Annotated in this window: 23 protein-coding genes and 1 riboswitch; of the genes, 10 read left to right on the plus strand and 13 right to left on the minus strand. The window is 65.8% G+C overall.

The annotated features are described in order from the left end of the window. Nucleotides 1-33: 33 nt before the first annotated feature. Both KOF26_RS06670 and KOF26_RS06675 read left to right on the plus strand, forming a co-directional pair. Nucleotides 34-1218, plus strand: a complete 1185-nt coding sequence (locus KOF26_RS06670; protein ID WP_216322167.1) for a CaiB/BaiF CoA transferase family protein — start codon at nt 34-36, stop codon at nt 1216-1218. Then, nucleotides 1218-2000 carry an enoyl-CoA hydratase gene (locus KOF26_RS06675; RefSeq protein WP_216322170.1) on the plus strand — a complete coding sequence of 261 codons (783 nt, stop codon included), beginning with the start codon at nt 1218-1220 and terminating at the stop codon, nt 1998-2000. Before KOF26_RS06670 ends, KOF26_RS06675 begins: the two co-directional genes overlap by 1 nt. A 3-nt stretch (nt 2001-2003) precedes the next feature. On the opposite strand, the gene KOF26_RS06680 is transcribed toward KOF26_RS06675, so the two are convergent. Together KOF26_RS06680 and KOF26_RS06685 are read right to left on the minus strand one after the other, a co-directional pair. Beyond that, complete coding sequence (locus tag KOF26_RS06680; RefSeq protein ID WP_216322174.1) at nt 2004-3011, minus strand: cupin-like domain-containing protein; 1008 nt, start codon at nt 3009-3011, stop codon at nt 2004-2006. A gap of 8 nt (nt 3012-3019) precedes the next feature. After that, entirely contained in the window at nt 3020-3691 is a 672-nt protein-coding gene (locus KOF26_RS06685) for a SapC family protein (protein WP_216322177.1), read from the minus strand. Between the two features lie 404 nt (nt 3692-4095). Between KOF26_RS06685 and KOF26_RS06690 the strand changes: the two genes are divergently transcribed. Beyond that, nucleotides 4096-6966: a TonB-dependent receptor gene (locus KOF26_RS06690; RefSeq protein ID WP_253201203.1), complete on the plus strand. Its 2871-nt coding sequence runs from the start codon at nt 4096-4098 to the stop codon at nt 6964-6966. A gap of 58 nt (nt 6967-7024) precedes the next feature. Further along, on the plus strand, nt 7025-8566 hold the full coding sequence (locus tag KOF26_RS06695; RefSeq protein WP_216322181.1) for a tryptophan halogenase family protein: 1542 nt from the start codon (nt 7025-7027) through the stop codon (nt 8564-8566). Nucleotides 8567-8620: 54 nt separating this feature from the next. On the opposite strand, the gene KOF26_RS06700 is transcribed toward KOF26_RS06695, so the two are convergent. From KOF26_RS06700 to KOF26_RS06740, 9 genes are all read right to left on the minus strand, one after another. Continuing rightward, entirely contained in the window at nt 8621-9058 is a 438-nt protein-coding gene (locus tag KOF26_RS06700; RefSeq protein ID WP_216322184.1) for a c-type cytochrome, read from the minus strand. After that, nucleotides 9058-11139, minus strand: a complete 2082-nt coding sequence (locus KOF26_RS06705) for a PQQ-binding-like beta-propeller repeat protein (RefSeq protein ID WP_216322187.1) — start codon at nt 11137-11139, stop codon at nt 9058-9060. Before KOF26_RS06705 ends, KOF26_RS06700 begins: the two co-directional genes overlap by 1 nt. Nucleotides 11140-11188: 49 nt before the next feature. Beyond that, a complete protein-coding gene (locus KOF26_RS06710) occupies nt 11189-12673 on the minus strand; it encodes an NAD-dependent succinate-semialdehyde dehydrogenase (RefSeq protein WP_216322190.1) in 1485 nt (494 codons plus the stop codon). 23 nt (nt 12674-12696) lie between these two features. Beyond that, nucleotides 12697-13932, minus strand: a complete 1236-nt coding sequence (locus KOF26_RS06715; protein ID WP_216322203.1) for an iron-containing alcohol dehydrogenase — start codon at nt 13930-13932, stop codon at nt 12697-12699. A 100-nt stretch (nt 13933-14032) separates the two neighbouring features. After that, complete coding sequence (locus tag KOF26_RS06720) at nt 14033-15355, minus strand: MFS transporter (RefSeq protein WP_363181974.1); 1323 nt, start codon at nt 15353-15355, stop codon at nt 14033-14035. Next, nucleotides 15352-16749: an amidohydrolase family protein gene (locus tag KOF26_RS06725; RefSeq protein WP_216322205.1), complete on the minus strand. Its 1398-nt coding sequence runs from the start codon at nt 16747-16749 to the stop codon at nt 15352-15354. Before KOF26_RS06725 ends, KOF26_RS06720 begins: the two co-directional genes overlap by 4 nt. A 148-nt stretch (nt 16750-16897) precedes the next feature. After that, a complete protein-coding gene (locus tag KOF26_RS06730; RefSeq protein ID WP_216322208.1) occupies nt 16898-17599 on the minus strand; it encodes a GntR family transcriptional regulator in 702 nt (233 codons plus the stop codon). Nucleotides 17600-17844: 245 nt separating this feature from the next. Next, nucleotides 17845-18060 (minus strand): hypothetical protein, encoded by a 216-nt coding sequence (locus KOF26_RS06735; protein WP_216322210.1) that lies wholly within the window; start codon nt 18058-18060, stop codon nt 17845-17847. A gap of 21 nt (nt 18061-18081) precedes the next feature. After that, nucleotides 18082-18291: a hypothetical protein gene (locus tag KOF26_RS06740; RefSeq protein ID WP_216322212.1), complete on the minus strand. Its 210-nt coding sequence runs from the start codon at nt 18289-18291 to the stop codon at nt 18082-18084. Nucleotides 18292-18685: 394 nt separating this feature from the next. On the opposite strand from KOF26_RS06740, the gene KOF26_RS06745 reads away from it, so the two are divergent. The 4 genes from KOF26_RS06745 to KOF26_RS06755 all read left to right on the plus strand — a co-directional run bounded on the left by KOF26_RS06745 (nt 18686) and on the right by KOF26_RS06755 (nt 20222). After that, complete coding sequence (locus tag KOF26_RS06745) at nt 18686-19165, plus strand: hypothetical protein (protein WP_216322214.1); 480 nt, start codon at nt 18686-18688, stop codon at nt 19163-19165. Between the two features lie 194 nt (nt 19166-19359). After that, nucleotides 19360-19482 carry a hypothetical protein gene (locus KOF26_RS17295; protein WP_301183119.1) on the plus strand — a complete coding sequence of 41 codons (123 nt, stop codon included), beginning with the start codon at nt 19360-19362 and terminating at the stop codon, nt 19480-19482. A 57-nt stretch (nt 19483-19539) separates the two neighbouring features. Continuing rightward, the gene (locus KOF26_RS06750; protein WP_216322216.1) at nt 19540-19728 is read left to right on the plus strand and encodes a hypothetical protein; all 189 of its coding nucleotides are present in this window, start codon (nt 19540-19542) and stop codon (nt 19726-19728) included. 197 nt (nt 19729-19925) lie between these two features. Continuing rightward, entirely contained in the window at nt 19926-20222 is a 297-nt protein-coding gene (locus KOF26_RS06755; RefSeq protein WP_216322218.1) for a hypothetical protein, read from the plus strand. A 7-nt stretch (nt 20223-20229) separates the two neighbouring features. Here the strand turns inward: KOF26_RS06755 and KOF26_RS06760 are convergent, their stop codons facing one another. After that, nucleotides 20230-21600: a family 1 glycosylhydrolase gene (locus tag KOF26_RS06760; RefSeq protein WP_363181978.1), complete on the minus strand. Its 1371-nt coding sequence runs from the start codon at nt 21598-21600 to the stop codon at nt 20230-20232. A gap of 102 nt (nt 21601-21702) precedes the next feature. Between KOF26_RS06760 and KOF26_RS06765 the strand changes: the two genes are divergently transcribed. Both KOF26_RS06765 and KOF26_RS06770 read left to right on the plus strand, forming a co-directional pair. Further along, on the plus strand, nt 21703-22164 hold the full coding sequence (locus KOF26_RS06765) for a DUF1810 domain-containing protein (protein WP_216322219.1): 462 nt from the start codon (nt 21703-21705) through the stop codon (nt 22162-22164). Nucleotides 22165-22452: 288 nt separating this feature from the next. Further along, a riboswitch (cyclic di-GMP riboswitch) is annotated at nt 22453-22532 on the plus strand. A gap of 208 nt (nt 22533-22740) precedes the next feature. Next, nucleotides 22741-23559: a GNAT family N-acetyltransferase gene (locus tag KOF26_RS06770; RefSeq protein WP_216322221.1), complete on the plus strand. Its 819-nt coding sequence runs from the start codon at nt 22741-22743 to the stop codon at nt 23557-23559. Between the two features lie 75 nt (nt 23560-23634). Here the strand turns inward: KOF26_RS06770 and KOF26_RS06775 are convergent, their stop codons facing one another. Then, entirely contained in the window at nt 23635-25677 is a 2043-nt protein-coding gene (locus KOF26_RS06775; protein WP_216322223.1) for a response regulator, read from the minus strand. Nucleotides 25678-25679: the final 2 nt, after the last annotated feature.

Genomic DNA, 25679 nt, shown 5'->3' on the forward strand with positions numbered 1-25679 from the left:
ACACCGCGGGCGCGGTGCTGGAGGAGAGACGATATGGCGACGCTGCCGCTGGCTGGGATCCGTGTACTTGATATCTCGCAGGTCATGGCGGGCCCGTTCTGCTGCATGCTGTTGGGGGACATGGGCGCCGACGTGATCAAGATCGAGCCGCCGAAGACCGGCGATTCGACGCGGCACTCGATGGGCTTCCGTCTCAAGGGCGAGGACAGCCCCGGCTTCCTCGCGCTCAACCGCAACAAGCGCAGCATCGCCCTCAACCTCAAGGACGAGAAGGATCGCGCAGTCCTCTACGCGCTGGTCCGGAGTGCGGACGTACTGGTCGAGAATGCCCGCCCCGGCGTCGCCGCGCGGCTGGGCATCTCCTATGACATATTGTCCGGGATCAACCCGCGGCTGATCTATGCGAGCATCTCCGGCTTCGGCCAGACGGGTCCCTGGTCCCAGCGCCCCGGCTTCGATCTGATCGCGCAGGCGATGTCGGGGGTGCTCAGCGCCAACGGCTTTCCCGGCATGGAGCCGGCGAAGAACAGCATCGCCGTCGCCGATCTCGGCGCGGGCCTGTTCTCGATCTACGGCATCCTTTCGGCGCTGATCGGGCGGGAGAAGAGCGGCAAGGGGCAATATATCGACGCCTCGCTGCTCGAGGCAGCGCTCGGCCTGTCGGTGTGGGAGACGGCCGAGCTGTGGGGCACCGGCCGCGCACCGACGCCGATCGGCTCGGCCAACCGCATGTCCGCGCCCTATCAGGCGGTGCTCGCCTCGGACGGCTATTTCGTCATCGGCGCCGCCAATCAGGGCCTGTGGCTGACTTTCCTCCAGGTGCTCGGCCGCCCCGAACTGCAGGACGATCCGCGCTACTCTAGCAACGCGGTGCGTGTCACCAATCTCGGCGCGCTGATGGCCGATCTCGCCCCGACCTTCCTCACCCGCACCCGCCAGGAATGGATCGACGCGCTGCTCGCCGCGGGCGTGCCGGCCGCGCCGATCCTCGATTATGGCGAGGCAGTGGCCAGCGAACAGGCCGTCGCGCGCGAGATGGTGATGCAGGTGCCGCATCCGGTGGAAGGCTCGTTCAAGGCGCTCGGCTTTCCGGTGAAGATGCGCGGCACGCCGCAGGAGGTACGCCTGCCGCCGCCGCTGCTCGACGAGCATGGTGACGCCATCCGCAGCGAATTGATAGAACAGGGATTTCTTGCCCCGGAAGCGGAGTCCGCCTGATGAACGCCCCACGCCTGATCTATGAGAAGCGCGGCAACCAGGCCCATATCCTGTTCGACAATCCCGCCGCGCACAACGCGCTGACCAGCCAGATGTGGCTGGACCTGCGCGACGCATGCCGGGATATCGCCGCCGATCGCGACATCCGCGTCGCCATCTTCCGCGGCGTCGGCGGCAAGGCGTTCATCTCCGGCACCGACATCTCGAAGTTCGCGGACTATGAAAGCGGCGCGCAGGGCGTCGAGTATGAGCGCGGCATCGACGAATGCCTCGGCGCGCTGGACGCCGTCCCCTGCGCAACCATCGCCGTGGTCGAGGGCTGGGCGGTGGGCGGCGGCATCAACATCTCGTCCGGCTGCGATTTCCGCATCGCCACGCCGGACGCGCGCTTCGGCTCGCCGCTCGGCCGGACCATCGGCAATTGCCTTTCGGCGCTCAGCGTGGCGCGGATCGGCGGAGCGGTCGGCGTGCAGCGGGCCAAGCGCATGATCCTGCTCGGCGAAATGATCACCGCGCAGGAGATGCTCGAGGCCGGCTTCCTGCTGCGCATCGTCGAGCGCGACGCGCTGGACGCGGAGGCGGACGCGCTGGCGGTGCGGGCGGCGGAGAATGCGCCGATCACCACCCGCGCTACCAAGGAAATGATCCGCCGCATGGCCTACGGCGCGCTGCCGGACGTCGAGGACCTGATCGCCGAGGTCTATGGCAGCGCCGATTTCAGGCGGGGCGTCGCGGATTTCCTCGCCCGCACCAAACAGGTGCCGGCGTGGACGGGCAACTGACGCTCAGCCGCCGCGCAGCCACTGCATCACCTTTGCACGGATACGCCCGTAATTGCCGGCCCGCAAAGGACCGAGGAGCCCGCGTTCCGTCTCCGGCAGGTGCGCCAGCGGGTGGCCGTCGGGGCGGAAGACATAATGATCGAAAAAGGCGCGCCACGCCGCCCGCTCAGCCGGCGGGCGTTCGGCGATGGCGATCATCGCCAGCAGCATCGTCGTATAGGGCGCGTCCGGACCCGTGCTGAACCCGTCCCACCAATAATTGACCAGCATATTGAACGGGTCAGCGGCCTCGACCTCGTGCCACCACAATTTGGGCAGAAAGAGTGCGTCGCCAGGGGCGAGATCGGCGATCAGCGCGCGCGCCCGCGCCGCCGGGAAGCGTGGATAGCGCGGATCGCCCTCCGCGGCGCTCGCGGCCAGCGACACCGGCTGCCCGGCCAGCGTATGGTCGATCCGCCCGACATAAAGGTCGCCGATCGCATCCGGCGGATAGAGGGTGAAACGCCGCCGCCCGGCGACGACGCAGGCGATATTGTCATAGGCGTCATAATGGCAGGCGACGAGCGATGCGTTGCCGAGCCAGATGCGCGGCCTTACCGCCGGGGGCAGCAGGCTCAGCCCGTTCTCCTCGGCAAAGCCGGGCACCTGGCTGTCCACCGGCACCGAACCCATATAGACGCTGGGCAATGTCGCATCGGCGGCGGCGGCGAGCATGCGCGGCAACGCCTCCGACAGATCCAGCGTCTCGCGCGCGAAATTGAAGCCGTCCGGGCCATCGCCATAGAAATAGCGGCCGGCCAGTGCCGGCGGCCCGATGAATGCCTGGGCCGGCGCGCCGCTGTCGAAGCGGCGCAGATAGGCGCAGAGTTCTGCGGCCGAACGCTCCCCCGCGTGACGGGCCGGCCACGTCCGGCATAGCCCGCGCAGGATGACCGGCGCGCAAGGCTCAGCGACGCTGCGCAGGAAGGTGGCCGCATCGAGCGGCCCGGTGGCGTCGATCTCGCGCAGCATCCGCCCGCTCAGGCGCCGTGCGCCAGTCGCGCGTTGCGCCGCTCGGCAAGCAGCGGAATCTGCTTGAGCGAGCCCGCCATGCAATAGGCGAGTTGTAAATAGCCGTTGCGGAACAGCGCCAGCGCAGTGGCGTCATCCAGCTCGTGGAGCGCGTCGAGGCTGACCGTATAGAGCCCGTTCAGCTCGATCCGCTCGCCGTCGTCGAAGCGCATGCCGATGTCGATCGGCTCGACCAGCCGATGCGCGAGCAGCGTCGCGATGAAGCGATCCGTCTCCTCCAGCCCTGATTTGAGCTGGCCGAGGATGCGCTGGATGCGGCGCAACCGGGGGCTGGGTTGCCCCTCCTCGTCGAACAGCGGATCTCCGTCCGCCTCGTCGATGCGCGGGTGGTGGCGATCAATGGCGATGCCGTCACCAGCGATATAGAAGGCCTGCCGCTCCAGATCGAGCGGCCAGAACACGTCCCTTCCGCCAGTGGTGGCGCCAAGCAGATTCTCGCCCGGCCTGAATCCGAACATCGCCCCGGCGAAGAAGGCGCCGGTTGCAGCCTTCTTGGTGAGCAGGATCGGGCAGGCCGTGGCCGCTGCGGCAAACTCGCCGGTGACGATCTGGACGAAATGGGTCGCCGTCGAATCCCGGCGCCGCAGCCGCAGGCCGCCATGGTCCGCGGCGTTCAACATTTGCAATTCCGTCACCGCTCTGCGTCCTTCCCCTATTCGTCCGCTATTCTTCGCCCGCTCCCCCCGCGCGGCCACCCGGCAAAACCATCCCGAGACTAACGCCGTTTCCCGTCACCATGATCCGTTCTTGCATACAAAACCAGCCGCAAAAGACCCTTGATGGCGCTATAAATGTCTGTATCTATCATATCAGATATGATTTCTAGGGGGAAGTTTCCTTCCGCAACTGCGAAGGCTTCCACATCAGCTCAAGAACAACAGCCGCAACATTGATTGCGGAGACGCGGGAGGCTGGCCGTTTTCGGACAGCAGCGATGTCGAGCAATAGGGGATGAAGGGCAATGACAGCATTTCAGGAGAACGGGCGCGCGCGCCGAGGGCGTCGCGCAGGAAGAGCCGTATTCATGGGCGCATCGAGCCTGGCGGCGTTGACGCTCGGCGCCCCGGCGACGGCCCAGAGCCAGCCGGCCGGCGGGCCACAGGACGAGATCGTGGTCACCGGCATCCGCGGCTCGCTGCAACGCAACCTGGATGCCAAGCGCGAGGCATCCGGAGTCGTCGACGTGATCTCCGCCGAGGATATCGGCAAATTCCCTGACTCCAACGTCGCGGCCTCGCTGCAACGCCTGCCTGGCGTCTCGATCCAGCGCAACGGCGCGCGCGGCGAACCGACCGGCATCACGGTGCGCGGCTTTGGCGGTGACTTCAACACGACGCTGGTCGACGGGCGGCGCATCTCGACCGCGACTGGCAACCGTTCGGTCGATTTCAGCACCGTCGGCTCGGACTTCGTCGGCGGGCTCAGCGTCTACAAGACGCCGGACGTGTCGCTCTCGTCCAGCTCGATCGGCGCCACCCTCAACATCCAGTACGCCAAGCCGTTCGATCGCCCCGGGCTCAGAATCGCCGCCTCTGGCTCGGGCTCGATCCAGGACGGGGCCGGCCATGTCGTGCCGGCTGGCGGCCTGCTGATCAGCGATACGTTCGCGGACGATACGTTCGGCATCCTCGTCGATGCGATGTACACCCGCCACGACACGCAAAGTAACCGCGTCTACGTCGCCGGCTGGATCGCGCAGAATTTCGCGCCGTGTCAGATCTCGAAATCGGCCGACCCGAATTGCGCCGCGCCGGGCGCACTTGCCGCCGCCAACCGGAACATCGTCGGCTGGTTCCCGCAGCAATATGGCGCCTATCAGAACAACGTCCGCGACACCCGCTACGACGGCCGTCTGGCGCTGCAATGGCAGCCGGCGGACAGCCTGCTGATCACTCTTGATGACAACTTCACACGCCAGAGGATCAACAACGATAATTACGGATTCGGCGTATGGTTCAATCAGGCCAATTTGCGCAACGTCCAGCTTGATGAAAATGGCGCGATGCTCGACTTCACCCAGCCGGGCGTGTCGCAGACTGATCTAGACGCTACCAACGGCGGCGACATCACCCAGATGAATCAGGTCGGCCTCAACGTCAAATGGGAGGCGACCGACAATCTCACCGTGGAAGCCGACGGCTCCTGGGCAAAGAGCCTCACCAACCCCGGCAACAAGAAGGGCGGCACGGCGAGCGGGGACGTCGGCTACGGGTTCAAACTCATGGATCCCAATTTCGGCCTCAGGGTCGGCGGCGACAGCAGCGATTCGATCCCGGAACTGCATAACTACGGCATCGGCGGCGACCCGACGCGCTGGGCACCGACCGACTTCATGGGTTCGCACGTCGCCGGTCGCGCCCGCAACAAGAACACCGACGACGTCAAGCAAGTCCGCCTCAGCGCCGAATGGAAGCAGGACGACGTCACCATCAAGTTCGGCGGCGATTACCTCAAGGATCGCTACACGATGACACCGTGGGGCTTCGGCACCAGTAACTTCAGCCAGGCATATGCCGGCTACGGGCCGTTCGGCCAGTTATACCAGACGACCGGCCAGCTCGCCGGCGTGGCGATGAGCCCCAGCCTGTTCACCGGCACCGTCAATCTCGGCAAGAACTTCATCCCTGGCTATTCCGGATCGCTGCCGCCGGACGTGCTGGTCTATAGCGGCTATGCCTATCTCGCCGCGCTGGAGGCGCTCGGCAATCCGCAGGCGACGAATATCCCGGGCTTCAGCTATGGCGGCGTGCCGACCTATCGCGGCCAGTTCAGCCTGTCGGTGAACCCTGCCGCACTCCGCGACATCCGGGAAAAGACGTGGAGCCTGTTCCTGCGCGCGAAATTCGACACGGAGATCGCCGGCCGGCCGTTCCACTTCAACGCCGGCGTTCGCAACGAACACACCAACCTGTCGTCGTCGGGCTTCTCGCTCCTGCCGGTGAGCATGCGGGTAAACCCGGGCGACCCGACCCTGATGACGGTCACGCTGAGCGCGGCCTCGCCGATCACCACCAAGAACGACTATGGCTATCTGCTGCCGGCGGTCGACATGAAGCTGGAGCTGACCGATCGCCTGCATCTGCGCTTCGACGCATCGCGGACGCTGACCCGGCCGGCGCTCAACGTGCTCAACCCGGTGCTGAGCGTGCCGACCGGTCCGCGTACCGGCGCGCTCTCCGCATCGGGCGGCAACCCGCTGCTCAAGCCCTATCTTGCCGACAATTTCGATCTTGCCGCCGAATGGTATTACCGGGCCAATTCCTATCTGTCGGTCAATTTCTTCGTGAAGAACGTGTCGAACTTCGTCGTCGGCGGCACTTCCCGGCAGACCATCAACACGCCGAGCGGGACACCGGTGATCGACCCGACCACCGGGCAGCCCGCCGTGTTCACGGTGACGCAACAGGTCAATGGCCCGGACGCCACCGTGCGCGGCGTCGAGATCGCCCTCCAGCATGTGTTCGGCAACAGCGGCTTCGGCCTCACCGCCAACGCCACCCTGGTCAACACCAACAAGCCCTATGACAAGTTCGATCGCACGACGACCGGCTTCGCGGTGACGGGCCTCGCCAACTCGGCGAACTTCGTCGGCTTCTTCGACAAATATGGGTTCGAGGCGCGCGTCGCGCTCAATTATCGCGGGGAATATCTGCTCCAGTTCGGCCAGCCGCAGGCCAGCGGCACGCTGTTCGGATCGGAGCCCATCTTCGTCAACCCGAGCATGCAAATCGACTTCAGCACCAGCTATGACGTGACGAAGCAATTGACTGTGTTCTTCGAGGCGCTCAATCTGAATAACGAAACGTACAGCACGCACGGTCGCTTCGACAATCAGTTGCTGGAGGTGTTTCGCTATGGCCGGCGTTTCACCGCCGGCGCGCGTTTCCACTTCTAGCTACAGGCCGGGGGCGCCGGCGACGGCGCTCCCGGTATATTCCCGGGAGAGAGGTTGAATGCATCCGGTCAGGAACATCGTCATCGTCGGCGGCGGCACGGCGGGGTGGCTCACCGCCGGCGTCATCGCCGCGAAGCATCTGAGCCGCAGCGCCGCCGGCTTCACGGTGACCCTCGTTGAATCCCCGAATACCCCGATCATCGGCGTCGGCGAGGGAACCTGGCCGACCTTGCGCTCGACGTTGGCGAGGATCGGGGTTTCGGAGACCGATCTCTTCCGCGAATGCGATGCCAGCTTCAAGCAGGGCGCCAAATTCGCCCGCTGGACCACCGGCACGGCGGACGACGCCTATTATCACCCGTTGATGCTTCCGCAGGGCTTTTCCCAGCTCAATCTCGTGCCGCACTGGCTGGCCGGCGGCGACGGACGGAGCTTTTGCGACATGGTCTGCCCGCAGGGCCGGGTGTGCGACGACGGCCTCGCGCCGAAGACGATCACGACGCCCGAATATGAGGCCTTGGCCAACTATGCCTATCACCTCGACGCCGGCAAGTTCGCGCCCTTCCTCCAGAAGCATTGCTGCGAGAAGCTGGGCGTGCGCCACGTCCGCGCTGATGTGCGCGAGGTGTTGCTGAAGGAGGACGGCGATATCCGCGCCATCCTCACCGAGCAGGCCGGCGAGATCGAGGGCGACCTGTTCGTCGATTGCACCGGCTTCCGCTCGCTGCTGCTCGGCGAAGCGCTCGGCGTACCCTTCAAGAGCTGCAGCGACGTGCTGTTCTGCGACACCGCGCTTGCCGTGCAGATTCCATATGACAGCGAGATCAGCCCGATCGCCAGCCACACCATCTCCACCGCGCAACCGGCCGGGTGGATCTGGGATATCGGCCTGCCGACGCGGCGCGGCACCGGCCATGTCTATTCCAGCAGCCATATCTCCGATGACGAGGCCGAGCGGCAGCTGCGCGCCTATATCGGGCCGGCGGCGGACGGCCTCGCGGTGCGCAAGATCGGCATCCGCTCCGGCCACCGCGAAACCTTCTGGAAGGGCAATTGCGTGGCGGTGGGGCTGGCGGCCGGCTTCCTCGAGCCGCTCGAATCCTCGGCGATCGTGCTCATCGAGCTGTCCGCCAAGATGATCGCCGAACAGATGCCGGTCTGCCGCGAGGTCATGGACGTCGTCGCCGCGCGCTTCAACGCCACCACTCATTATCGCTGGGGGCGGATCATCGACTTCCTCAAGCTCCATTACGTGCTGACCAAGCGCGAGGACAGCGACTTCTGGCGCGATAACGTCCGCCCGGAGACGGTCCCCGATCGCCTGCAGGATCTGCTGCTTCTGTGGAAATACCAGTCGCCCTGGTTCCATGACGAGTTCGACCGGGTGGAAGAGGTGTTCCCCCCCGCCAGCTATCAATATGTGCTCTACGGCATGGACTTCCGCACCGAAGTGGAGCCCGAAGCGCTGGCCGGCGATGCCCGGCAGGCCGATCGCGCCGTGCGCGAGAACATCACCCACACCGAAAGGCTGCGCGCCAGCCTGCCCCGCCACCGCGAACTGATCAACAAGATCAGGACGCATGGCCTGCAGGCGGTGTGACCGCCCCGCTCACAAGCTCCCGACTGGCCGGCGAAATCAAATTCGCCGGCCTTTTTATCCGCCGGGCTTTTGCGCGGAAATCCTCACATTGGTCATCATCTGCGGCGTCGGCGGCAGGGCGAGCTGGCCGGTCGGGAAGCCGTTGGACTGGAAGATGAATGCTTCGATGTCGGCCACCGTCCGTCCGCCGAGCGTACCGGGCGCGTTGAGCGGCATGGTCATCTGGATGCGCTCGAACAGGTCGGCGGCAGAGGTGTTGTTCCAGTTGCTGAGGAAGGTCGAGCCGACCAGCGCCGGAGCGACGTCGATGCCTGACAGGGTTTCGCCATGGCAGGCGGCGCAATTCTCGGCATAGGCGGCCTTGCCACGCTCCGCCTGCTCGGCGGTATAGGCTCCGCCCCAGACGTTGCGTTCCGGCATCTGCGCGCCGACGATCGCCGCGCCGCCCAGCGCCAGAGCCGCCGCGCCCAGCATCAAGTACATTCGCTTCATCACGCAGCTCCCGGCAGACGGAACGCCAGCAATTCGGCGCTGTAATTGCCGCCGCCGATAGCGACGACGAGATATTGGCGGCCCTTCAGCATATAGGTCATCGGCGAACCGCTCTGCGGCGCGGGCATGTAGACCGCGCCCTTCTCGACCCCGGTGGCCTTGTCATAAGCGCGCAGCATGGCGCCGCGCACGCCGTATTCATTGGTGTAGAAACCCGGCTCGCCGCAGATCACCAGCGTCTTGGTGGCAAGCGGCCCGACATTGCCGGCACGGCCGGTGCGCGGGATCTTGAGGCCCTTGAGCGCCGGGTGATTGCGAACATCGTCCGGCGTCTCGCCATGGGCGATCGTCCACTTCAGGTCGCCCTTGGTGAGATCGATGGCGGCGATGCGGCCATAGGGCGGCTTGATCAGCGGCAGCCCCTGCACCGTCAGCAGGCCGGGCGACTGCGCCGGCGCGGCATTGGCGCGCGGGCGCGGCGCAGGCCTCGCCCCACCGGGCGGCGCCGCGCCCATCAGCGTCTGGCTGCGCACCTCCGCGCCGGCGACGCCGTGGACCTGCTCGAACTCGGAGACCTTGGTGTTGGTGTTGGGGACGATGCCCATCAGCGACGGCTGGGTCTTCGAATAGACAAAGACGGTGTGGGTTTCGGGATCGTAGCAGCCGCCCGGCCAGTTGGTGCCGCCCTGCACGCCGGGGACGCTGATCGTCCCCCAGCGCTCCGGGGTGCTGACCGTCGGCGGTGTGAACAGCGGGCCGATCTTGTAGCGCTTGACCATTTCGACGGCCTGGGCGCGCAGCTCCGGCGTGAAATCGATCAGATCGTCGATCGACACGCCCTGCGCGCCATAAGCCGGCGGCTTGGTCGGGAACGGCTGGGTCGGCGAATACCATTCGCCGGGCACGTCGCCCTTCTCCACCTTGCGCTCGACGATCGGCCAGATCGGCTTGCCGTTTGTACGATCGAGCACGAACAGGAAATTATACTTGGTCGGCTGGGCGAGCGCCTTGACGATCTTGCCGTTGACCGGGATGTCGCACAGGATCGGCGCGCAGGGAATGTCGCTGTCCCAGATGCCGTGATGGACGAGCTGGTAATGCCAGCGCCGCTCGCCCGTCTCGATGTCCACCGCGACGATGGACTCGCCGAACAGAGCATTGCCGTGGCGATAGATGCCCATTTCGTCGCCGGTCGGCAGCTCCACCGGCAGATAGGCGAGGCCGAGTTCCTCGTCCGCGGACATTTCCGCCCAGACACCGCCATTGCCGGCCGCCTCGGCGTCGCCGGCGTTGATCCAGCTGTCGTAACCGAACTCGCCCTTGCGCGGGATGGTGTGGAAAATCCATTTGCGCTTGCCGGTGCGCACGTCGAAGCCGCGCACATAGCCCTTCACGTTGCGGCGAACCGCGGGCACGTCACCTGCGGTGTGCGCCGCCCCGACGATAACCGTGTCGCGCGCGATCAGCGGCGTTGAATGCAGGCCGACATCGGAGGTTTCGAGGTCGATCTCCTGGTCGAAATCCTTCTTCAGGTCGACGACCCCGTTGACGCCGAAGGCGGGATCCGGATCCCCCGTCTCGGCGTCGAGACAGACGAGCTGATAGCCGATGGTGACGAACAGGATGCGTTCCTTGGTCCCATCCGTCCAATAGGAGCAGCCATGGCCGGAGAGCTGGCGCGGCGCATTCTGGGCGCGCTTGCCCTCCTCCTTCCGATACATCCAGAGGAGCTCGCCGGTGGCCGCGTCGATGGCGATGCAGTCGCGCCGCGATCCGGCGGTGAGGAACAGCCGGCCCTTGATCAGCAGCGGCGTCGCCTCGAACTGATATTCCTTGCGGGCGCCGAGCACGTCCGTCTTGAAACTCCACGCAACCTGCAGATCGCCGAAATTGTCGGCGTTGATCTGATCGAGCGGCGAATAGCGCGTATTGGCCTGATTGGCCCCGTAATGGCGCCATTCGGTGTCCGGCCCGCCGGGCGGGACGGCCGCCACTGCCGCCCTGCGCACCGGATCGAGGCCGATGGCAGCGACGGCGGCAGCGGTGCCGCCTAGCAGGTTGCGTCGGGATATCTCATACATTTCGCCTCGGGATCCCTCTCTTATATACTATGTTGGCGGCGGATCTCGATTACCAGCTCACCGCGATATACTTGGCTTCGCAGTAATCGAGCATGCCGTGATGGGCCCCTTCCCGGCCGAGTCCGCTCTGCTTGACGCCGCCGAACGGCGCCGCCGCGTCGGAGACGAGGCCGCGGTTCAGCGCGATCATGCCGCACTCGATGCGTTCGGAAATCTGCAGGCCCTTCTTGAGGTCGCCGGTATAGACGTAGGCGGCCAGGCCATATTCGGTGGCGTTGGCGAGCGCCACAGCCTCGTCCGCATCGTCGAACGGGATCACCGCCGCCACCGGACCGAACACCTCGGTCTCGAGGATCTTCGAGCCGGGCTGGACATTGGCGATCACCGACGGCGGATAGAAGAAGCCCGCGCCGTCCGGCGTCTTGCAGCCGAGCCGCACCTCGGCGCCGCGGCCAAGCGCGTCGGATACCAGCTCCTCGATCTTGTCGATCGACTGGCGATTGATCATCGCCCCGCACTGGGTGGCGCCGTCCACGCCGGGGCCGAGGCGCAGCGCGCCCATCCGCTCGACCAGCTTGGCGACGAACGCGTCGTGAATGCCGCGCTGGACATAGAAGCGGTTGGCCGCGGTGCAGGCCTCGCCGGCATTGCGCATCTTGGCGATCATCGCGCCCTCGATCGCCTCGTCGAGATCAGCGTCGTCGAGGACCAGGAACGGCGCGTTGCCGCCCAGCTCCATGGATGAGCTGATGACCTGGTCCGCCGCCTCGCGCAGCAGGATGCGGCCGACCTCGGTCGACCCGGTGAAGGACAGCTTGCGCACGCGCGGATCGTGCAGGATGGCGCTGCATACCGGGCCCGGGGCGCTGGTGTTGATGACGTTGACGACGCCGGCCGGCACGCCCGCGCGGCGCATGATCTCGGCGACGGCGAGCGCGGTCAGCGGGGTTTCCTCGGCCGGCTTGACGATGCATGTGCAGCCGGCCGCGAGCGCCGGGGCGATCTTGCGCGTTGCCATCGCCGCCGGGAAATTCCAAGGCGTGATCAGCAGCGCGATGCCGATCGGCTGATATTGCACCATGATGCGGTTGGCGCCGGACGGCGCGATGCTGATCTCGCCGTTGATGCGCACCGCCTCTTCGGCATACCAGCGGAAGAATTCGGCGGCATAGGCCACCTCGCCGCGCGCGTCGGACAGCGCCTTGCCGTTCTCCAGCGAGATGAGCTGCGCCAGCCATTCCTGCTCGGCCATCATCGCGTGGAAGCAGGCGAGCAGGATCTCCGCGCGCTTGCGCGGCGGCGTCGCCGCCCATGCCGCGGCCGCGGCGGCGGCGGCGTCGACGGCGGCTATGCCCTCGGCCGGGCTGGCATCGGCGACCGAGGTCAACACCGCCTCGGTGGCGGGATTGAGGATGTCGATGCGCTCGCCGCTGGCGGCGGGCCGCCAGGCGTCGCCGATCAGCAGGTCGGTGGGAATGGGAAACGGCCCGGACTGGCCATCGGTGGTCGCGCAGGTGAAGCTGTTGCTGGTCATGGGAAGGGCCTGACTTGGGGAGCTCAAATGGAATGCAGCGCCGCCCGGTCGCCGGCGAAGGCAGCCCGGGTGATGCTCTGCATAGCCGACAGATCGAGAGGGCGGGGATTGTTCTTGACCAGCCGCGCCGAGTTCAACGCAGTCTTGGCGACATAATCCTGTTGATCGGCCTCGAGGCCGAGCTCGGCGAGAGAGCCGGGAATGTGCACCGCGGCCAGCAAGGTCGCCACCGCGTCGATGAACGCCTGCGAGGTTTCCTCCACCGGTCCGGCCGGCAGGCCGATCGCCCGCGCCAGCTCGGCGAAAGCGGGGGCGCAGGCCGGGCGGTTGAACTGCATGACATAAGGTAGCAGCGTCGCCACGCCATCGCCATGCGCAGTGTGGGTCAGATTGCCGACGGGATATTGCAGCGCATGCGCCGCCGCCGTCCCCGCCGTGCCGAACGCGCAGCCGGCCGCCAGCGCCGCCAGCATCAGCCCCTCGCGCGCCTCGATGTCGTCGCCGTCGCGATAGGCGCGTTCCAGGAAGCGGAAGATGTTGACCACGGCGAGCTGTGCGAACTGGTCCGACAGCAGGTTCTTGCCGACGAAGACGTGCTGCTCGGTGAGCAGCGGGTCGGCCGGCCGCGCCAGCGTGGTATAGGCCTCCACCGCATGGGTCAGCGCGTCCGCGCCTGAGCAGGCGGTGAGATAGGGCGGGCAGGTCACAGTCAGATCGGGATCGCAGATCGCGACCATCGGCACCAGATGCGGGCTGGCGATGCCGACCTTCGCGCCGCGTTCCTCGTCGGCGACCACCGCGACCGGCGTCACTTCCGATCCGGTGCCCGCCGTGGTCGGCAACGCGATCAGCGGCAGCACCGGCCCCGGTACCGCGAACTCGCCATAATAGGAGCGGATATCGCCGCCATGGGCCAGCATCACCGCGACCACCTTGGCCATGTCCATCGAGCTGCCGCCGCCGACGCCGATCACCAGATCGGCAGCGAAGCCCCGCACCTCGGCGACGCAGGCCTCGATCGAGGCAAGCGGCAGATCAGGGATGGTCTGGTCGAAGACATGGGTCTCCAGGCCATGCGCCTTGAGATCGGCGAGCATCGCTGCGAACTCGGGCTGGGCGCTCTGCCGCGGATCCGTGCATAGCAGGGCACGCTTGCCGCGGCTGCTGGCGACGGAGCCGAGCGCGTGGCGCTGGCCGCGTCCGAACAGGACGGAGCGCGGCAGCCGCAGCGCGCCGAACGCGGGGACCGACCCGCTCACTTGGTACCGCCGCCCGGGCAGAACGACATGCTACTGGTCACCTTGATAACCTCCTTTTTTGCGCCCTCGCGCAAACCATTCATCCGGAGCCGGGCGCCGCTCATGCGCCCGCTTCGTCGCGATAGAAGCGGCGGGACGGATCGACGAACAGCATCAGGACGCCAGCCACCGCCGCCAATGCCGCAATCACCGCGAACGCCGAGCCCCAGCCATGATCCGTGGCGAGCCGCGCCGTCACCGCGACCGCGATGGCGGCGCCGATGTTGCCCGCGGTGTTCATCACCGCCGAGATCGAGCCGGCGAACTCGCCGCCGACATCCAGCGTCACCGCCCATGACACGCCGACCGTCAGCTCCAGCGCGAACAGCGCCAGCGCGAACCAGCAGATCGACACCACCGGGTCATCGACCCACGCCGCCAGCGTCACCGCGCCTGCCGAAATCCAGAAGCCGGTCACCGACACGATGCGCCGCGCGAAGGCGAGCTTGCCCGTCTTCTTGAGGATCTCGTCCGACACCACGCCGCCGGTGATGTCCCCGACCAGGCCAGCGAGGAACGGCACGCTGGCGTAAAATCCCATCTGCGCGAGATCGATGCCGCGCGCCGCGTTCAGATATTTTGGGAACCAGCTCAGGAACACGCCGATGTCATAGGCGTAGCAGAAATACATCGCGCCCAGCACATACATCTGCCGGTTGGACAGGATCTGCCCCCACGGCACCTTGCGCTTGCCCTTCTTGAAGATGCCGAGCGCGCCATTGATTCGCGCCAGCTCCGCCTCGTTGACGCCGGCATGATCGGCGGGCGAATTGCGGTAATAGCGATACCACAGCAGCGCCCAGATGATGCCGACCGCCGCGAAAATCAGGAACGGCAGCCGCCAGGTCAGCGCCGAGACGCCGACCAGCCCGACGACGATGATCGGGGTCAGCGTGCTGCCCAGCCGCGAACCGGCATGGGTGGCGCCTTGCGCCAGCGCGCGTTCGGACGGCAGCATCCAGCGCGACAGGGCGCGGTTGGCGATCGGAAAGGCGCCCGCCTCGCCCATGCCGATCAGGAACAGGCACACGCCCATCGACATCGCCGACCAGGTAAGCGAGGTCAGCGCCGTGAACACCGACCACCAGATGACGACGCAGGTCATCGCCAGCCTCGGCCCGACCTTGTCGCCGAACCAGCCGCCCGGAATCTGGAAGGCGGCATAGGCGATGCTGTAGCTGAACAGCACCCAGCCCATGGTGATCGTCGACAGGCCGAGGTCGCGCTCGATGAACGGCGCCGACACCGACAGCAGCACGCGGTCGATATAGGTGATGAAATAGGCCGCGATGACGAACGCCAGCACCTTGTATCGGGTGCGGCTGGGCGCAAGTCCGGCCAGCGCGGCGGCCGCGCGTGCGGCGGGCGGGGCGGTGTCGCTCACGGACGCGGGCCGCAGGCATTGGCCGGCCGGCCGGTGCAGGTCTGCCAGATCGTCGGCACCTTGTTGCCGCCGACATAGACCGCGTCGATCGCCCGGGTGTTGCGGATGTCGGCGGTCGGATCACGATCCAGCACGAGCAGGTCCGCCCATTTGCCGGGGGCGATCGTGCCGACGTCCTTGGCGCCCATGAACTCGGCATTGGCGCTGGTCGCTGCCGTCAGCGCCTGAAGCGGAGTCACACCGGCCTGGACCATCAGTTCCAGCTCCCAATGGGCGAAATAGCCCGGGAAGCGTGCGCTCGGCCCGCTGTCCGTGCCCATGCCATAGCGGATCCCGGCCTTGGCCTCGCGGCCGAAATTGGCCAGCGCCATTTGCAGCGTCGGCCCATATTTGGGGAAGTTCGGCGCCGCGCCGAGCTTCGCCGCCCGCTCCGGGCTGGCCAGCTCGGTGAGCACCGCCGGCGTCACGGCGCGCGAGAAGAAGGGATCGTCGAGGAATGGCAGCGTCTTATAGGTGAACGAGGCCTCGCGGCTCAGCGTCGCCGCCATCTGCCATACCCCGCCGGCCTTCATCTGCGCGATCAGCGCATCGTCCACCGGCTTGTCGCGTACCGAATGGGCGAAGGCATCGATGCCCTCGCGCGCCAGCTCGGCGGCATTATCATAGTAGAAGATGTGGGCGACGGTCTTCTTGCCGTCCTTGTGCGCCTCGTCGATGATGGCGGTGCTGATCGGCGGCGGCATGCGCAGCGGCAGCTGGCCGAACTCGTCATCGACCCACAGCTTGATGAGGTCCGCGCCCTTCGCCGCCTGGGCGTCGACCATCGCGCGCGCCTCTTCGGGCGTCGCCACGGACTGCTCCAGCCCGGGCACGCCGCCATAGCTGCCCTTGTACACCACGCCGCGCCCGACCGTGTAGACCCGCGCCATCTGCGGCCGGCCGTCGCGCAGCTTCTGGATCGGGAAGATCAGGTCCTGCTCGGTGCCCAATGTCTGCACCGTCGTCACACCATAGGCGGCATAGGTCTTGAGCTGCTGCTCGATATTTTCCGTCGTCTGGTACTTCAGATCCTGGGTGATGCCATTGACCAGACCGAGATGGACGTGGCTGTCGATCAGCCCCGGCATGATGAACTTGCCGTCGAGCGGCTGCACCGTGGCGCCCTCGGGCACCTTGAGCTGCGCGACCGGGCCGACCCATTTGATCCGGCCGCCGGCCATGATCAGCGCCTGCCCGGCGACGGGCGCGCGGCCGGTGCCGTCGATCAGCGTGAAATCACGCAGCACCAGCGTGTCGGACGGAGTCGCCTTGTCGGCGGACGGCGCGCAGGCGGCCGTGGCGAGCAGGACGGCAAGCCCGCAGCTTGCCCATCCCGCCGATCGTGCAGCTCCCATGGAAATCCCCTCCAGACCTTGTTCATATCATATATGATCCGGACTGCAGGCGTAAGACGTGGCCCAGTGTCCGTCAAGGGACTTCACGTATGATCCTATAGGATAAGCGCGGCGCGCGGCACCGCCGCGGCGGGGCGCGACGGCGGTCCTAGGCCGACCCGCGATCCATGCGCCGCTGGGAGGAGATGAGGTGCTCGCGCACCGCCTTCTCGGCGGCCGCTGGATCGCGCGCCAGCAGCGCGGCAATGATGCGGCGATGCTCCTGCGCCACGACCTTGGGCTGCATCTTGCTCTGATAGAGCGAGCGGAAAATCTGGAGATGAGCGTGCAACCGCTCGATCGTCTCCTCGATCAGGCGGTTGCCGCTGCCGCGCGCGATGATGCGGTGAAACTCGGTATCGGCATTGGCGAATCGGGCGACGCCGCGGCCGCTGCTCTCCACCTTTTCGTCCATGTCCGCCTGCACCTGGCGCAGCGTGGTGAGGTCATCGTCGTCCATGCGCTCGGCGGCGCGCGCGGCGGCATAGGGCTCGATCAGCAGGCGCAGCGTGTAGAGGTCGTGCACCTCCTCCGATGACATTTGCGGGCTGGCGCGGTAGCCGACGTTGGTCACCTTGTAGACCAGCTTCTCCGCCTCGAGCTGGCTCAGCGCCTCCCGGATCGGCGTCTGCGAGATGCCGAGATGGCGGGCAACCGCATCGATGCGGATGCGCTCGCCGGGCGCGATCTTCACCGTCATCAGCATCGAGAGGAGATATTCGTAAGCGCTCTCGACGAGAGTTAGCCCATTTGCAGAAGGACTTGCCGGGCCTTGCTTGGCGGGAGGAGGGACGTCACGAGCGTTCGACATGCGTGAGATGCTCACCTTATTTTTGGCAAATTATATATGATATTTCCTAGGCATAAATAGTAGATTTTGCCAATGGCCCCCGCCACTTCGCCCACCCTCACTGGACGGGCAACGCTTCACATCAGCTCTTATCACTGGCGACATGACTCCGCACGCCCCGCCGCACGCCCCGGGCGGCGTGCTCCGCACGGGCAATCTGGCGCACTCCCGCGCGCGCAGGCTAAGCGCTCGATCGCGCGGCGGGATCAGTGCAGGCGCGGTGGCGGCGGAAGGCCGGAAAGCTCCTGCACGCGCTGCTCGATGCTCATCCATGCGAGCAGCTGGTTCCGATCGTCGACCGGCACCAGCAGGATGCGATCGGCGAGGAACTGCCCGGTATGGGCGCCCCATCGCTGGAGCAGGCTGGCTGCGCACGCCCACAATTCCTCGTCGGAATAGCCCGTGGGCGCTGGCAGGCTCATATTGCGGACCCTCACGCCGCGCTATTTGGTCGCGAACTCGCCGGCCTGCGCGCCGAAATGCTCCTTGGCATGAGCGCGCGCGGCCGTTGCCGTCTTGAACGTCTGCGGCTGCATGGTCGACGTCACCAGCGGGTAATTCTGCGAATTGTAGCGCGTGCTGCGGATCGTGATGCGGAAATTCCCCTCCTCATCCTTGGTGAGCAGGAAGGGGACAATCGCGGATTTTGGCATGATGGCCTTTCAGCATGGCAGGACGGGCAGGCGCAAAGGAGAGCGCTTTCCGGCTTCGTGAGGCACGTAAGGGACAAGGAACCTGGCCGGCCCGATATCCGTCGCAGGCGACGTTCAGCGATCCCCATATAGCGCATTTCGGCGGGAATCCCCACCCCGGAGTTCGCCGCCTCCGGTTTGTAGGGTTATGGGGCATATGATGGTTAAGGCGTTCGTTTCTCGCGCGGTTTGCCCGCGAACGGCACGCACCGGCAGGCGCCTGGTCCAGACCCGCGACGAGACGCCGCACGATCTCAGCAGATTATGTCCATTTGGTCGAGCGAGGAGATGTTCGCAACAGCGTCGCTGATGAAGTTTTAATGATCGTCCCAATCATAACCGCCAGAATTCATTATTGAGGGCAGGGATTCTCTATTTTTACCACCACAATCCTGGAGCCCTTGAATCGACGCTGTCAGTCCCCAAATTATCTGTGCAAGAAAATCCATTCTCCATTCGATGGCCGGTTTTTCTTTACCGTATCGTTCCCACCGCGTCGCATGATTTGCCGCTAACCGCAGATGGCCGCACCTCTGCCGGCCGCCTCTTCAAAGGACAAGCCATGCTCCCCTCTTCCGATCTCTGCCGGCTTCAGCAAGCCTATCACCGCGATCGCGCGGCAGGCACGTTGCTCGAAAACATCCGGCGGGTCTCGACCATCGCCGCAGCGGCATGGGGCCAGGAAGCGTTGATCGCCGCTGGTCGGGAAGAGCGACAGGTGCGTACCCGGGCGGTGGCCGATGACATCGCCTTGCGCAAGCGGGAGGCCACCGAGGAAGAAAGCCGCGCTCTCAGCGAAAATCCCGACCGCGGATTCGCCGACATCGCGATATAACCCACGGCCAGGACAGCGCGCGCGGCTTGCGCTGGCCCGCTGGAACATTAACCTGCATCAATCGTCTGACCGGTATCGCCGGACATGCTGGGCTTCTGGCGGCTGAGAGCGAATGCTTCTCGCCCCGCGAGGGTGGAGTCATGTTGGAATTTCCTTCTGTATCGTCCGGCGTGGTTGCTCGGCGGACTGTCGCCATGTCGGGCGCAGCCTTTGTCGGCCACCGCCCCGTTGCGGATGACGGTCTGTTCGATGACCTGCTGGCGAAGCTCGACCGGCTTGAGGTCGAGCCGCAGAAATGCGGCGGCCGTTCCGCGTGACCGCGCGTTGATGAGCAATGCGCGGCCACTCCGGCCCCGCCCGGGCGGAGACAATCGATGTGGCGGGTAAGCTGGGACGGAGAGGGGCTGAACTGCTCGTCCGGATTTCACACGGCGCGCGAGGCGCTGGCCCACGCGCAAAGCCTCGCGGAGCTTGGCCGGGAAACGGCCATCGACAGTGCCGACCAACGCTACACGGTCGCCGAACTGGCGCGGTTCGTGCGCAATTCGAAGACGCGGAGCTAGTTTCGCTCAACCTTTGCGCCACCGAGCGATGACATCGCGCATGCCCCCCGTCCGGCACGAGGCCGCGACCGCGACCGCGACCGCGACCGCGCGGCCCATCGCATAACTGCCTCGGGTTAATCAAAAATACAGGGATGAGCGCGATACTGGCCCCATCAGAGGCTCCAGCTTGACCTTGCAGCCGGGGGGCTGCGCACATGACCAGATATGTCCGCGACTATATCGAGCTTTCCGACCACGTGTCGCTCGACGAGATGATCGCCACCCTTTCGGCGCTCCGCGAAACATTGCCGCCCGGCGCCGATGCCGAGCTTCGCATGCGCGGCGACGACGTGTTCGGCCGGCGCTTTTCGGTCAGCTACATGCGCCCGCTGAACGCCGAGGAAGCCGCCGTCGACGCGCGCTATACGCGTGTCGCCCGGCCCACCCGCCCCGTCATCGCGGAGATCGGCACGTTCGAGCGGATCGAGGGCGAAACCAGCCTCGCCGCCTGAGCCGCGGTCAGCGGCCGACCTCGTCGGCGCTGGCCGTCTGCGCTACCGGACGGGCGGCCATCCGCGCCGCCGTCGCCTCCTGCTCGCGCGCGTCGACCCGGCCGGCGTGGGACGGCTGCACCACCGGCACGACCAGACACACGCTCTGGGCCGGCAGCACGTCGCGCCAGTCGCGGATCAACTGCTTGTAGGCCTCGCCGACCTTACGGATATTGCGATCGAGGTCGTAGAGGCCGAGCGGGTTCACATTGCCGTTCTGCTCGCGCAACGCCGTGTCCCAGTCCACCTGATCGGTCAGCGAATACCAGGTGAAGCCCACGGTGGGGATGCCGACATTGCGCAGGCGAAGGACGTTCGCCCATTCCTTCCACAGCCAGTTGACCGCCTCGTCGCCATTCGGCCCCTCGCGCAGGTTGGTTTCGGTGTGCATCACCGGCAGGCCATAGCGGGCATAATATTGGCGGGTGATCTCGCTATAGCCGAATACCTCGCCCGAGGCGCAGGTGTGGCCGTCGGCGTGAACGCGATGCTCGTTCGTCCAATAATAGTCGTTCCCAAGGATACAGTGCTGCTTGAGCCTGTTTCCGAGGAAGAAATGATACTCCTCCTTGGTCATGCCGCAGTCGAGAAGATATTCATACATTTCACTATCGACCCGGCGACCGTAGTTCAGGTCCAGGCTTAGGAAACGCTTGGAGTTCATCCGCTCCGCCGGGCCGATCGCCGAAGGGCTATCGGCATGAAAATATTCCGAGCTTTCGCTCTGGATGAAGATGGCGTCGGGACGCCGCTTCAATATTTCCTGCATGGCCATCACGTTGGCCTTGACGATGTGCTTCAGCGCCGTGACGAACGACTTGTCGCCCTGCATCTGCTCGTTCCACCAGCCATATTGGGCGGAAAAAACTGCGCAGATGAACATCTCGTTCACCGGCGTATAGAGCTGCACCCAATGATAGCGCTCGGCGAAATCCGCGGCATAGCGGGCGAACAGGATCGGAAAATCCGGGTTCTGGAAATTGCCGATCCAGTCCGGCACGCCGAAATGGCAGAGATCGACGATCGGCGTGATGTCCCGCTCGCGCAGGTCGTTCAGCGTCAGGTCAGCGAACTCCCAGTCGTAATGGCCCGGACCGAGGAACGTCCGGTGCAGCGGCGGGCCGAAGCGGAGATAGCGTATGCCCATCTCCTCAACGAGGTCGAAATCCTCCCGCCAACGCCGATAATGGCCGCAAACCTCCATCTGGTCGACGCGGGTGCGGCCATCGTTGATCGTCGGAATGCTGTTCTCGATGCCGGTCGCGAACATGAAATTGGCCATTGCCGGTGCCTCCATCGCATCCGGGTCGAACGTCCCGACGGTGGAAGTGGCTCCCACCCCTGCGATTTGCTTCGCGCCGGACGGGTTTCGAGAGGGTGATAGGCGGCAGGACGCGCAAAGGCCGCTTGGCCTCGGCCGGTGCGACGGGCATCATAAGGGGTGAGCAAAGCCGAGCCGCCGGGCGCACGCGATCCGTTCGAGCTGAATCGGTTCGTCGAAGCGCAGAACGCCACCTATGCGACGGCCATCGCGGAAATTTGCAGTGGCGCCAAGCGATCGCATTGGATGTGGTTCATCTTCCCGCAGCTGGCCGGCCTGGGCGCCAGTGACATGGCCCAGCGGTTCGCGATCCGTTCACTGGCGGAAGCACGGGCCTATCTTGACCATCCCCAGCTCGGCCCGCGCTATGCAGAATGCGTCGCCGCCCTCGACGATCTGGCCGGCACCTCCGCCCCGCAGATATTCGGCGCCATCGACGCGATGAAGCTTCGCTCGTCCCTCACCCTCTTCGCCGAAGCGAGCCACCGCCGACGGTTTCAGGCGGCGCTGGAGCGGTGGTGCGGATCGCCGGATCCGAAGACGCTGGAGCTCCTTCGTGCGGCCGGCTCCGACGCCTCGTGAAGCCTGCCGCCGCGCCCGCGTTGCGCCGACGGCCAGCAATGGAATGTTCAGTCGGCAGCCGCGGCCGTTAACCATTCTTTAGCCGCGAATCGCTAATTCTAGGGACATAGAGAGCGAGCCAATTCAGCCCGCCCGAGGCCCGGATAAACGGGTCCGCACAAGCAACGAGCGCAGGAACACCGGTCGGGAGACCGCCCGGAAAATGCGCCTTCGCAACGTCGTGTGGGTGGATGCCCGCGCAACAGCGGATGGCGACGCCTGCCGGCTTCCAAGCTGGCCGCGATCGTCCTTCGCTAACGGCACACCGCCAGCGATGGCGGACGCAAATCCTCCGGCCTCGGCACTGCCGAGGTTGCGGGGCTACCGAATAGGGCTGGTCATGCGCACCACTTTTCATGGTGTTTCGGGTCGTTCGATGCTGTTCGCCGCATCCTGTCGGCCATGTTGATCGCGGCTTTGCCGCTTTCCGTTCCCTGACCGGCGCAGTCGCCTGCACCGACCCGCTCGACGCTCGAGGTTGCGACATCTCCTGCGGCTGAAGCGCCCATCAAATGACTTTTTACAGCGAGGCCAGCAATGCCTTTCAATTGGAACGGTCAGCTTGAGCAGAGCGCTCGGGAAAACATCCACCAGGACGAACCGCATCAATCGGTTCGCTCGATCCGGCTCCGCAAGCTCGAGATATCCGGGAAACTGAAGAACGTCTCGGTCCGCCTCGTCGAATCCACCGAGAAGATTCAGGCAGCGTGCGACCTCATCAACGATCGTTATGCGTGGCGCGGCTATGGCTCGAGCCATCGCATCGCGGAAGACGCCAACCACATGACCTTCACGGCCGAAGTCGAAGAGGAGGTGGTCGGCACGATCACGCTCGCCGTCGACTCCGCGCAAGGCCTCGCTGCCGACCGCGCCTTCAAGGATGAGCTGGACGCGTTCCGCGATCTGCCCGGCGTCAAGCTGTGCGAGCTGACCAAGTTCGCCTTCGATCCCGCCGTCCAGTCCCGGGAGCTGATGGCCGCGCTGTTCCACATCGTGTTCGTCTACGGCCACCGCACCCATGGCTGCACCGACCTGCTGATCGAGGTCAATCCGCGCCACGTCCGTTTCTACGAGGCGATGCTCGGCTTCCAGCGGCTCGGCGCGGTGCGTACCAACGAGGGCGTCGACGCACCCGCCCAGCTGATGTGGCTCAAGGTCGCCGCCATCCGCGAGCAGATCAACTGCCATGCCGCCACCCAGGATCAACCAAGCTCCCGCTCGCTCTACCCGTTCTTCTTCTCGCCGAAGGACGAAGCCGGGATTTACGACCGCCTCGTCCGGGCGCCCGCGCAGCCGGTGTCGGCCCCACCGCCGAACGAGCCGGTCTTCGCGGAGCGAATCCGTCTGGCTGCCTGACGCTCGCCATCGGGTCGCCGTCCACAGCCGGGGGCCGCGGCCCCGCCGTGCACGTCGCTTAGCCGATGGTCACGGTCACAACCTGCGTTTGCCCGCCTCTTCCACGGCTGCACCGAGCGCCGCCGCGGAGAACGGCTTGACCAGCACCGGGACTTGCCCGCGCATCAGATCGGCATTCGGCTCGGCGTAGCCGGTGATGATGATCGCCGGCAGCGCGGGCCGCAGCAGCCGCAATTCGCGCACCACCTCCGCCCCCGACATCCGGGGCATGGCATAGTCGCTGAGGACGACATCGAACGCCTCCGGCTGCTCACGGAACAGCTCCAGCGCGGCGGACCCCTCGCAGGCCTCGGAGACGTGATGGCCGAGATCCTGAAGCATCGCGGCCGTGGCGGCGCGGGCGCCATCATGGTCGTCGACCAGCAGGATCCTGAGATTGCTGCGCGCCGCCTCCTCGACCGCCACGGGCACCGCCGGCTCCGCGGCCGGCGCCAGCGCTTCCGCCGCCGCCGCCGGCAACCACAGCTCGACGCATGTCCCGACCCCCAGCGCGCTGGTCAGGCGGATGGCGCCGCCGGATTGCTTGACGAAACCATACACCATGCTGAGCCCGAGCCCGGTGCCTTTCCCGACCGGCTTCGTCGTGAAGAAGGGCTCCATCACCTGCTCGATGCGCTCCGGCGCGATGCCGCAGCCGGTGTCCGACACCGACAGGATCACATAGCGCCCGGCGGCAAGATGAACGCCAGCGACGTCCTGCCGCGTCTCCACCACATGATTGTGCACGTCCACCGTCACGGTGCCGCCGTCGGGCATCGCATCCCGCGCGTTGATCACCAGGTTCATGATGGCCAGCTCGAGCTGCCCGTAATCGGCAAACACCGCATAGGCGTCGTCAGCCAGCTTCCACGCCAGCTCGACCCTGCCGCCCAGCGTGTGGGCGAGCAGCCGGCCCACCGTATCGGCGAGGGCCGCCACGTTGACGGCGGCCGGCTCCAGCTTCTGCCGGCGCGAGAAGGCGAGCAGGTGCCGGACAAGCCCCGCGCCCTGCTCGGCAGCGTGGCGGATCATGTCGACCAGCCGCTTCTGCTCCTCGTCGAGCGTTATCCGCCGCTCGATCATGCTCATGCCGCCAAGCACCGCTGCCAGCAGGTTGTTGAAGTCATGCGCGATGCCGCCGGTGAGCTGGCCGATCGCATCCATCTTGCGGATCTGGTTGAGCTGGCTTTCCAGCTCTCGCCTGTCCGAGACGTCGAGCAGCGTCCCGGCATATTCCGCCGGGGCGCCGTCCGCGTCGCAGATCAGCACCGAATGATCGAGGAAATGCCGGTACTGCCCGTTGGCGCAGCGCCACCGATACTCGACCGAGTGAGTGCCGCTGTCGCGCCGCGCAGATAGCGCCGACACCGCCCGCTCGCGATCCTCCGGATGAAGCCGCTCGGCCCATGTTTCTGCAGAATTGCCGATCTGATCCGGGGTGAAGCCGGTCAGCGTCACGAAATTCTCGCTGGCATATTTGAGGGTTCGCGGCGCCTCGTCGATCCCCTCGAGATAAAGGGTGATCGGCAGTGACGCGATAATCGCCGCCTGACGCTGCTCGGTCACTCGCAATTGCTGCTCGGCACGAAAACGCTCGGTATTCGCCCGCAGATTCTCGTCGAGAAGCCGCTGTTGTTCGCGGGCGTTGCGCTCGATCTCCTTACGCATCGCATAAAGATCCACGAACACCGCGACCTTCGATCGCAACATCGTCGGATCGACCGGCTTGAAGACATAATCCACCGCGCCCATCGAATAGCCGCGCAGCAGATGTTCGACTTCCTTGTTCACCGCCGACAGGAACACGATCGGCACCCGTCGCGTCTGTTCGCGCGTGCGGATCAGCGCGGCGGTCTCGTAGCCATCCAGCCCGGGCATATAGACGTCGAGCAGGATCACCGCGAATTCGTCGCGCAGCAAATGCCGCAGTGCATCCTCGCCGGAGCGGGCGGTGACGATCTCGGCCACGTCCTCCAGCACGCTGGCGATGGCACGCAGATTTCGCTCGTCATCGTCGACGACGAGCACGCGCACCAGATTGGTGTCGGCCCGGCTTTTCGGCGTGGCTGCTGTCGTCATGG

The organism is Sphingomonas quercus, from assembly GCF_018863195.1.
Lineage (GTDB): Bacteria > Pseudomonadota > Alphaproteobacteria > Sphingomonadales > Sphingomonadaceae > Solisphingomonas > Solisphingomonas quercus.

Coding starts and splice junctions, on each gene's coding strand:
- KOF26_RS06680 (WP_216322174.1), bottom strand. CDS start 3,011: ATGCTGCGCGAGATCGACGCCACCGGGCCGCTCGATGCGGCCACCTTC.
- KOF26_RS06690 (WP_253201203.1), top strand. CDS start 4,096: ATGGGCGCATCGAGCCTGGCGGCGTTGACGCTCGGCGCCCCGGCGACG.
- KOF26_RS06755 (WP_216322218.1), top strand. CDS start 19,926: ATGACCAGATATGTCCGCGACTATATCGAGCTTTCCGACCACGTGTCG.
- KOF26_RS06730 (WP_216322208.1), bottom strand. CDS start 17,599: ATGTCGAACGCTCGTGACGTCCCTCCTCCCGCCAAGCAAGGCCCGGCA.
- KOF26_RS06770 (WP_216322221.1), top strand. CDS start 22,741: ATGCCTTTCAATTGGAACGGTCAGCTTGAGCAGAGCGCTCGGGAAAAC.
- KOF26_RS06685 (WP_216322177.1), bottom strand. CDS start 3,691: ATGTTGAACGCCGCGGACCATGGCGGCCTGCGGCTGCGGCGCCGGGAT.
- KOF26_RS06700 (WP_216322184.1), bottom strand. CDS start 9,058: ATGAAGCGAATGTACTTGATGCTGGGCGCGGCGGCTCTGGCGCTGGGC.
- KOF26_RS06670 (WP_216322167.1), top strand. CDS start 34: ATGGCGACGCTGCCGCTGGCTGGGATCCGTGTACTTGATATCTCGCAG.
- KOF26_RS06775 (WP_216322223.1), bottom strand. CDS start 25,677: ATGACGACAGCAGCCACGCCGAAAAGCCGGGCCGACACCAATCTGGTG.
- KOF26_RS06710 (WP_216322190.1), bottom strand. CDS start 12,673: ATGACCAGCAACAGCTTCACCTGCGCGACCACCGATGGCCAGTCCGGG.
- KOF26_RS06725 (WP_216322205.1), bottom strand. CDS start 16,749: ATGGGAGCTGCACGATCGGCGGGATGGGCAAGCTGCGGGCTTGCCGTC.
- KOF26_RS17295 (WP_301183119.1), top strand. CDS start 19,360: ATGTCGGGCGCAGCCTTTGTCGGCCACCGCCCCGTTGCGGATGACGGT.
- KOF26_RS06705 (WP_216322187.1), bottom strand. CDS start 11,139: ATGTATGAGATATCCCGACGCAACCTGCTAGGCGGCACCGCTGCCGCC.
- KOF26_RS06740 (WP_216322212.1), bottom strand. CDS start 18,291: ATGCCAAAATCCGCGATTGTCCCCTTCCTGCTCACCAAGGATGAGGAG.
- KOF26_RS06735 (WP_216322210.1), bottom strand. CDS start 18,060: ATGAGCCTGCCAGCGCCCACGGGCTATTCCGACGAGGAATTGTGGGCG.
- KOF26_RS06750 (WP_216322216.1), top strand. CDS start 19,540: ATGTGGCGGGTAAGCTGGGACGGAGAGGGGCTGAACTGCTCGTCCGGA.
- KOF26_RS06675 (WP_216322170.1), top strand. CDS start 1,218: ATGAACGCCCCACGCCTGATCTATGAGAAGCGCGGCAACCAGGCCCAT.
- KOF26_RS06695 (WP_216322181.1), top strand. CDS start 7,025: ATGCATCCGGTCAGGAACATCGTCATCGTCGGCGGCGGCACGGCGGGG.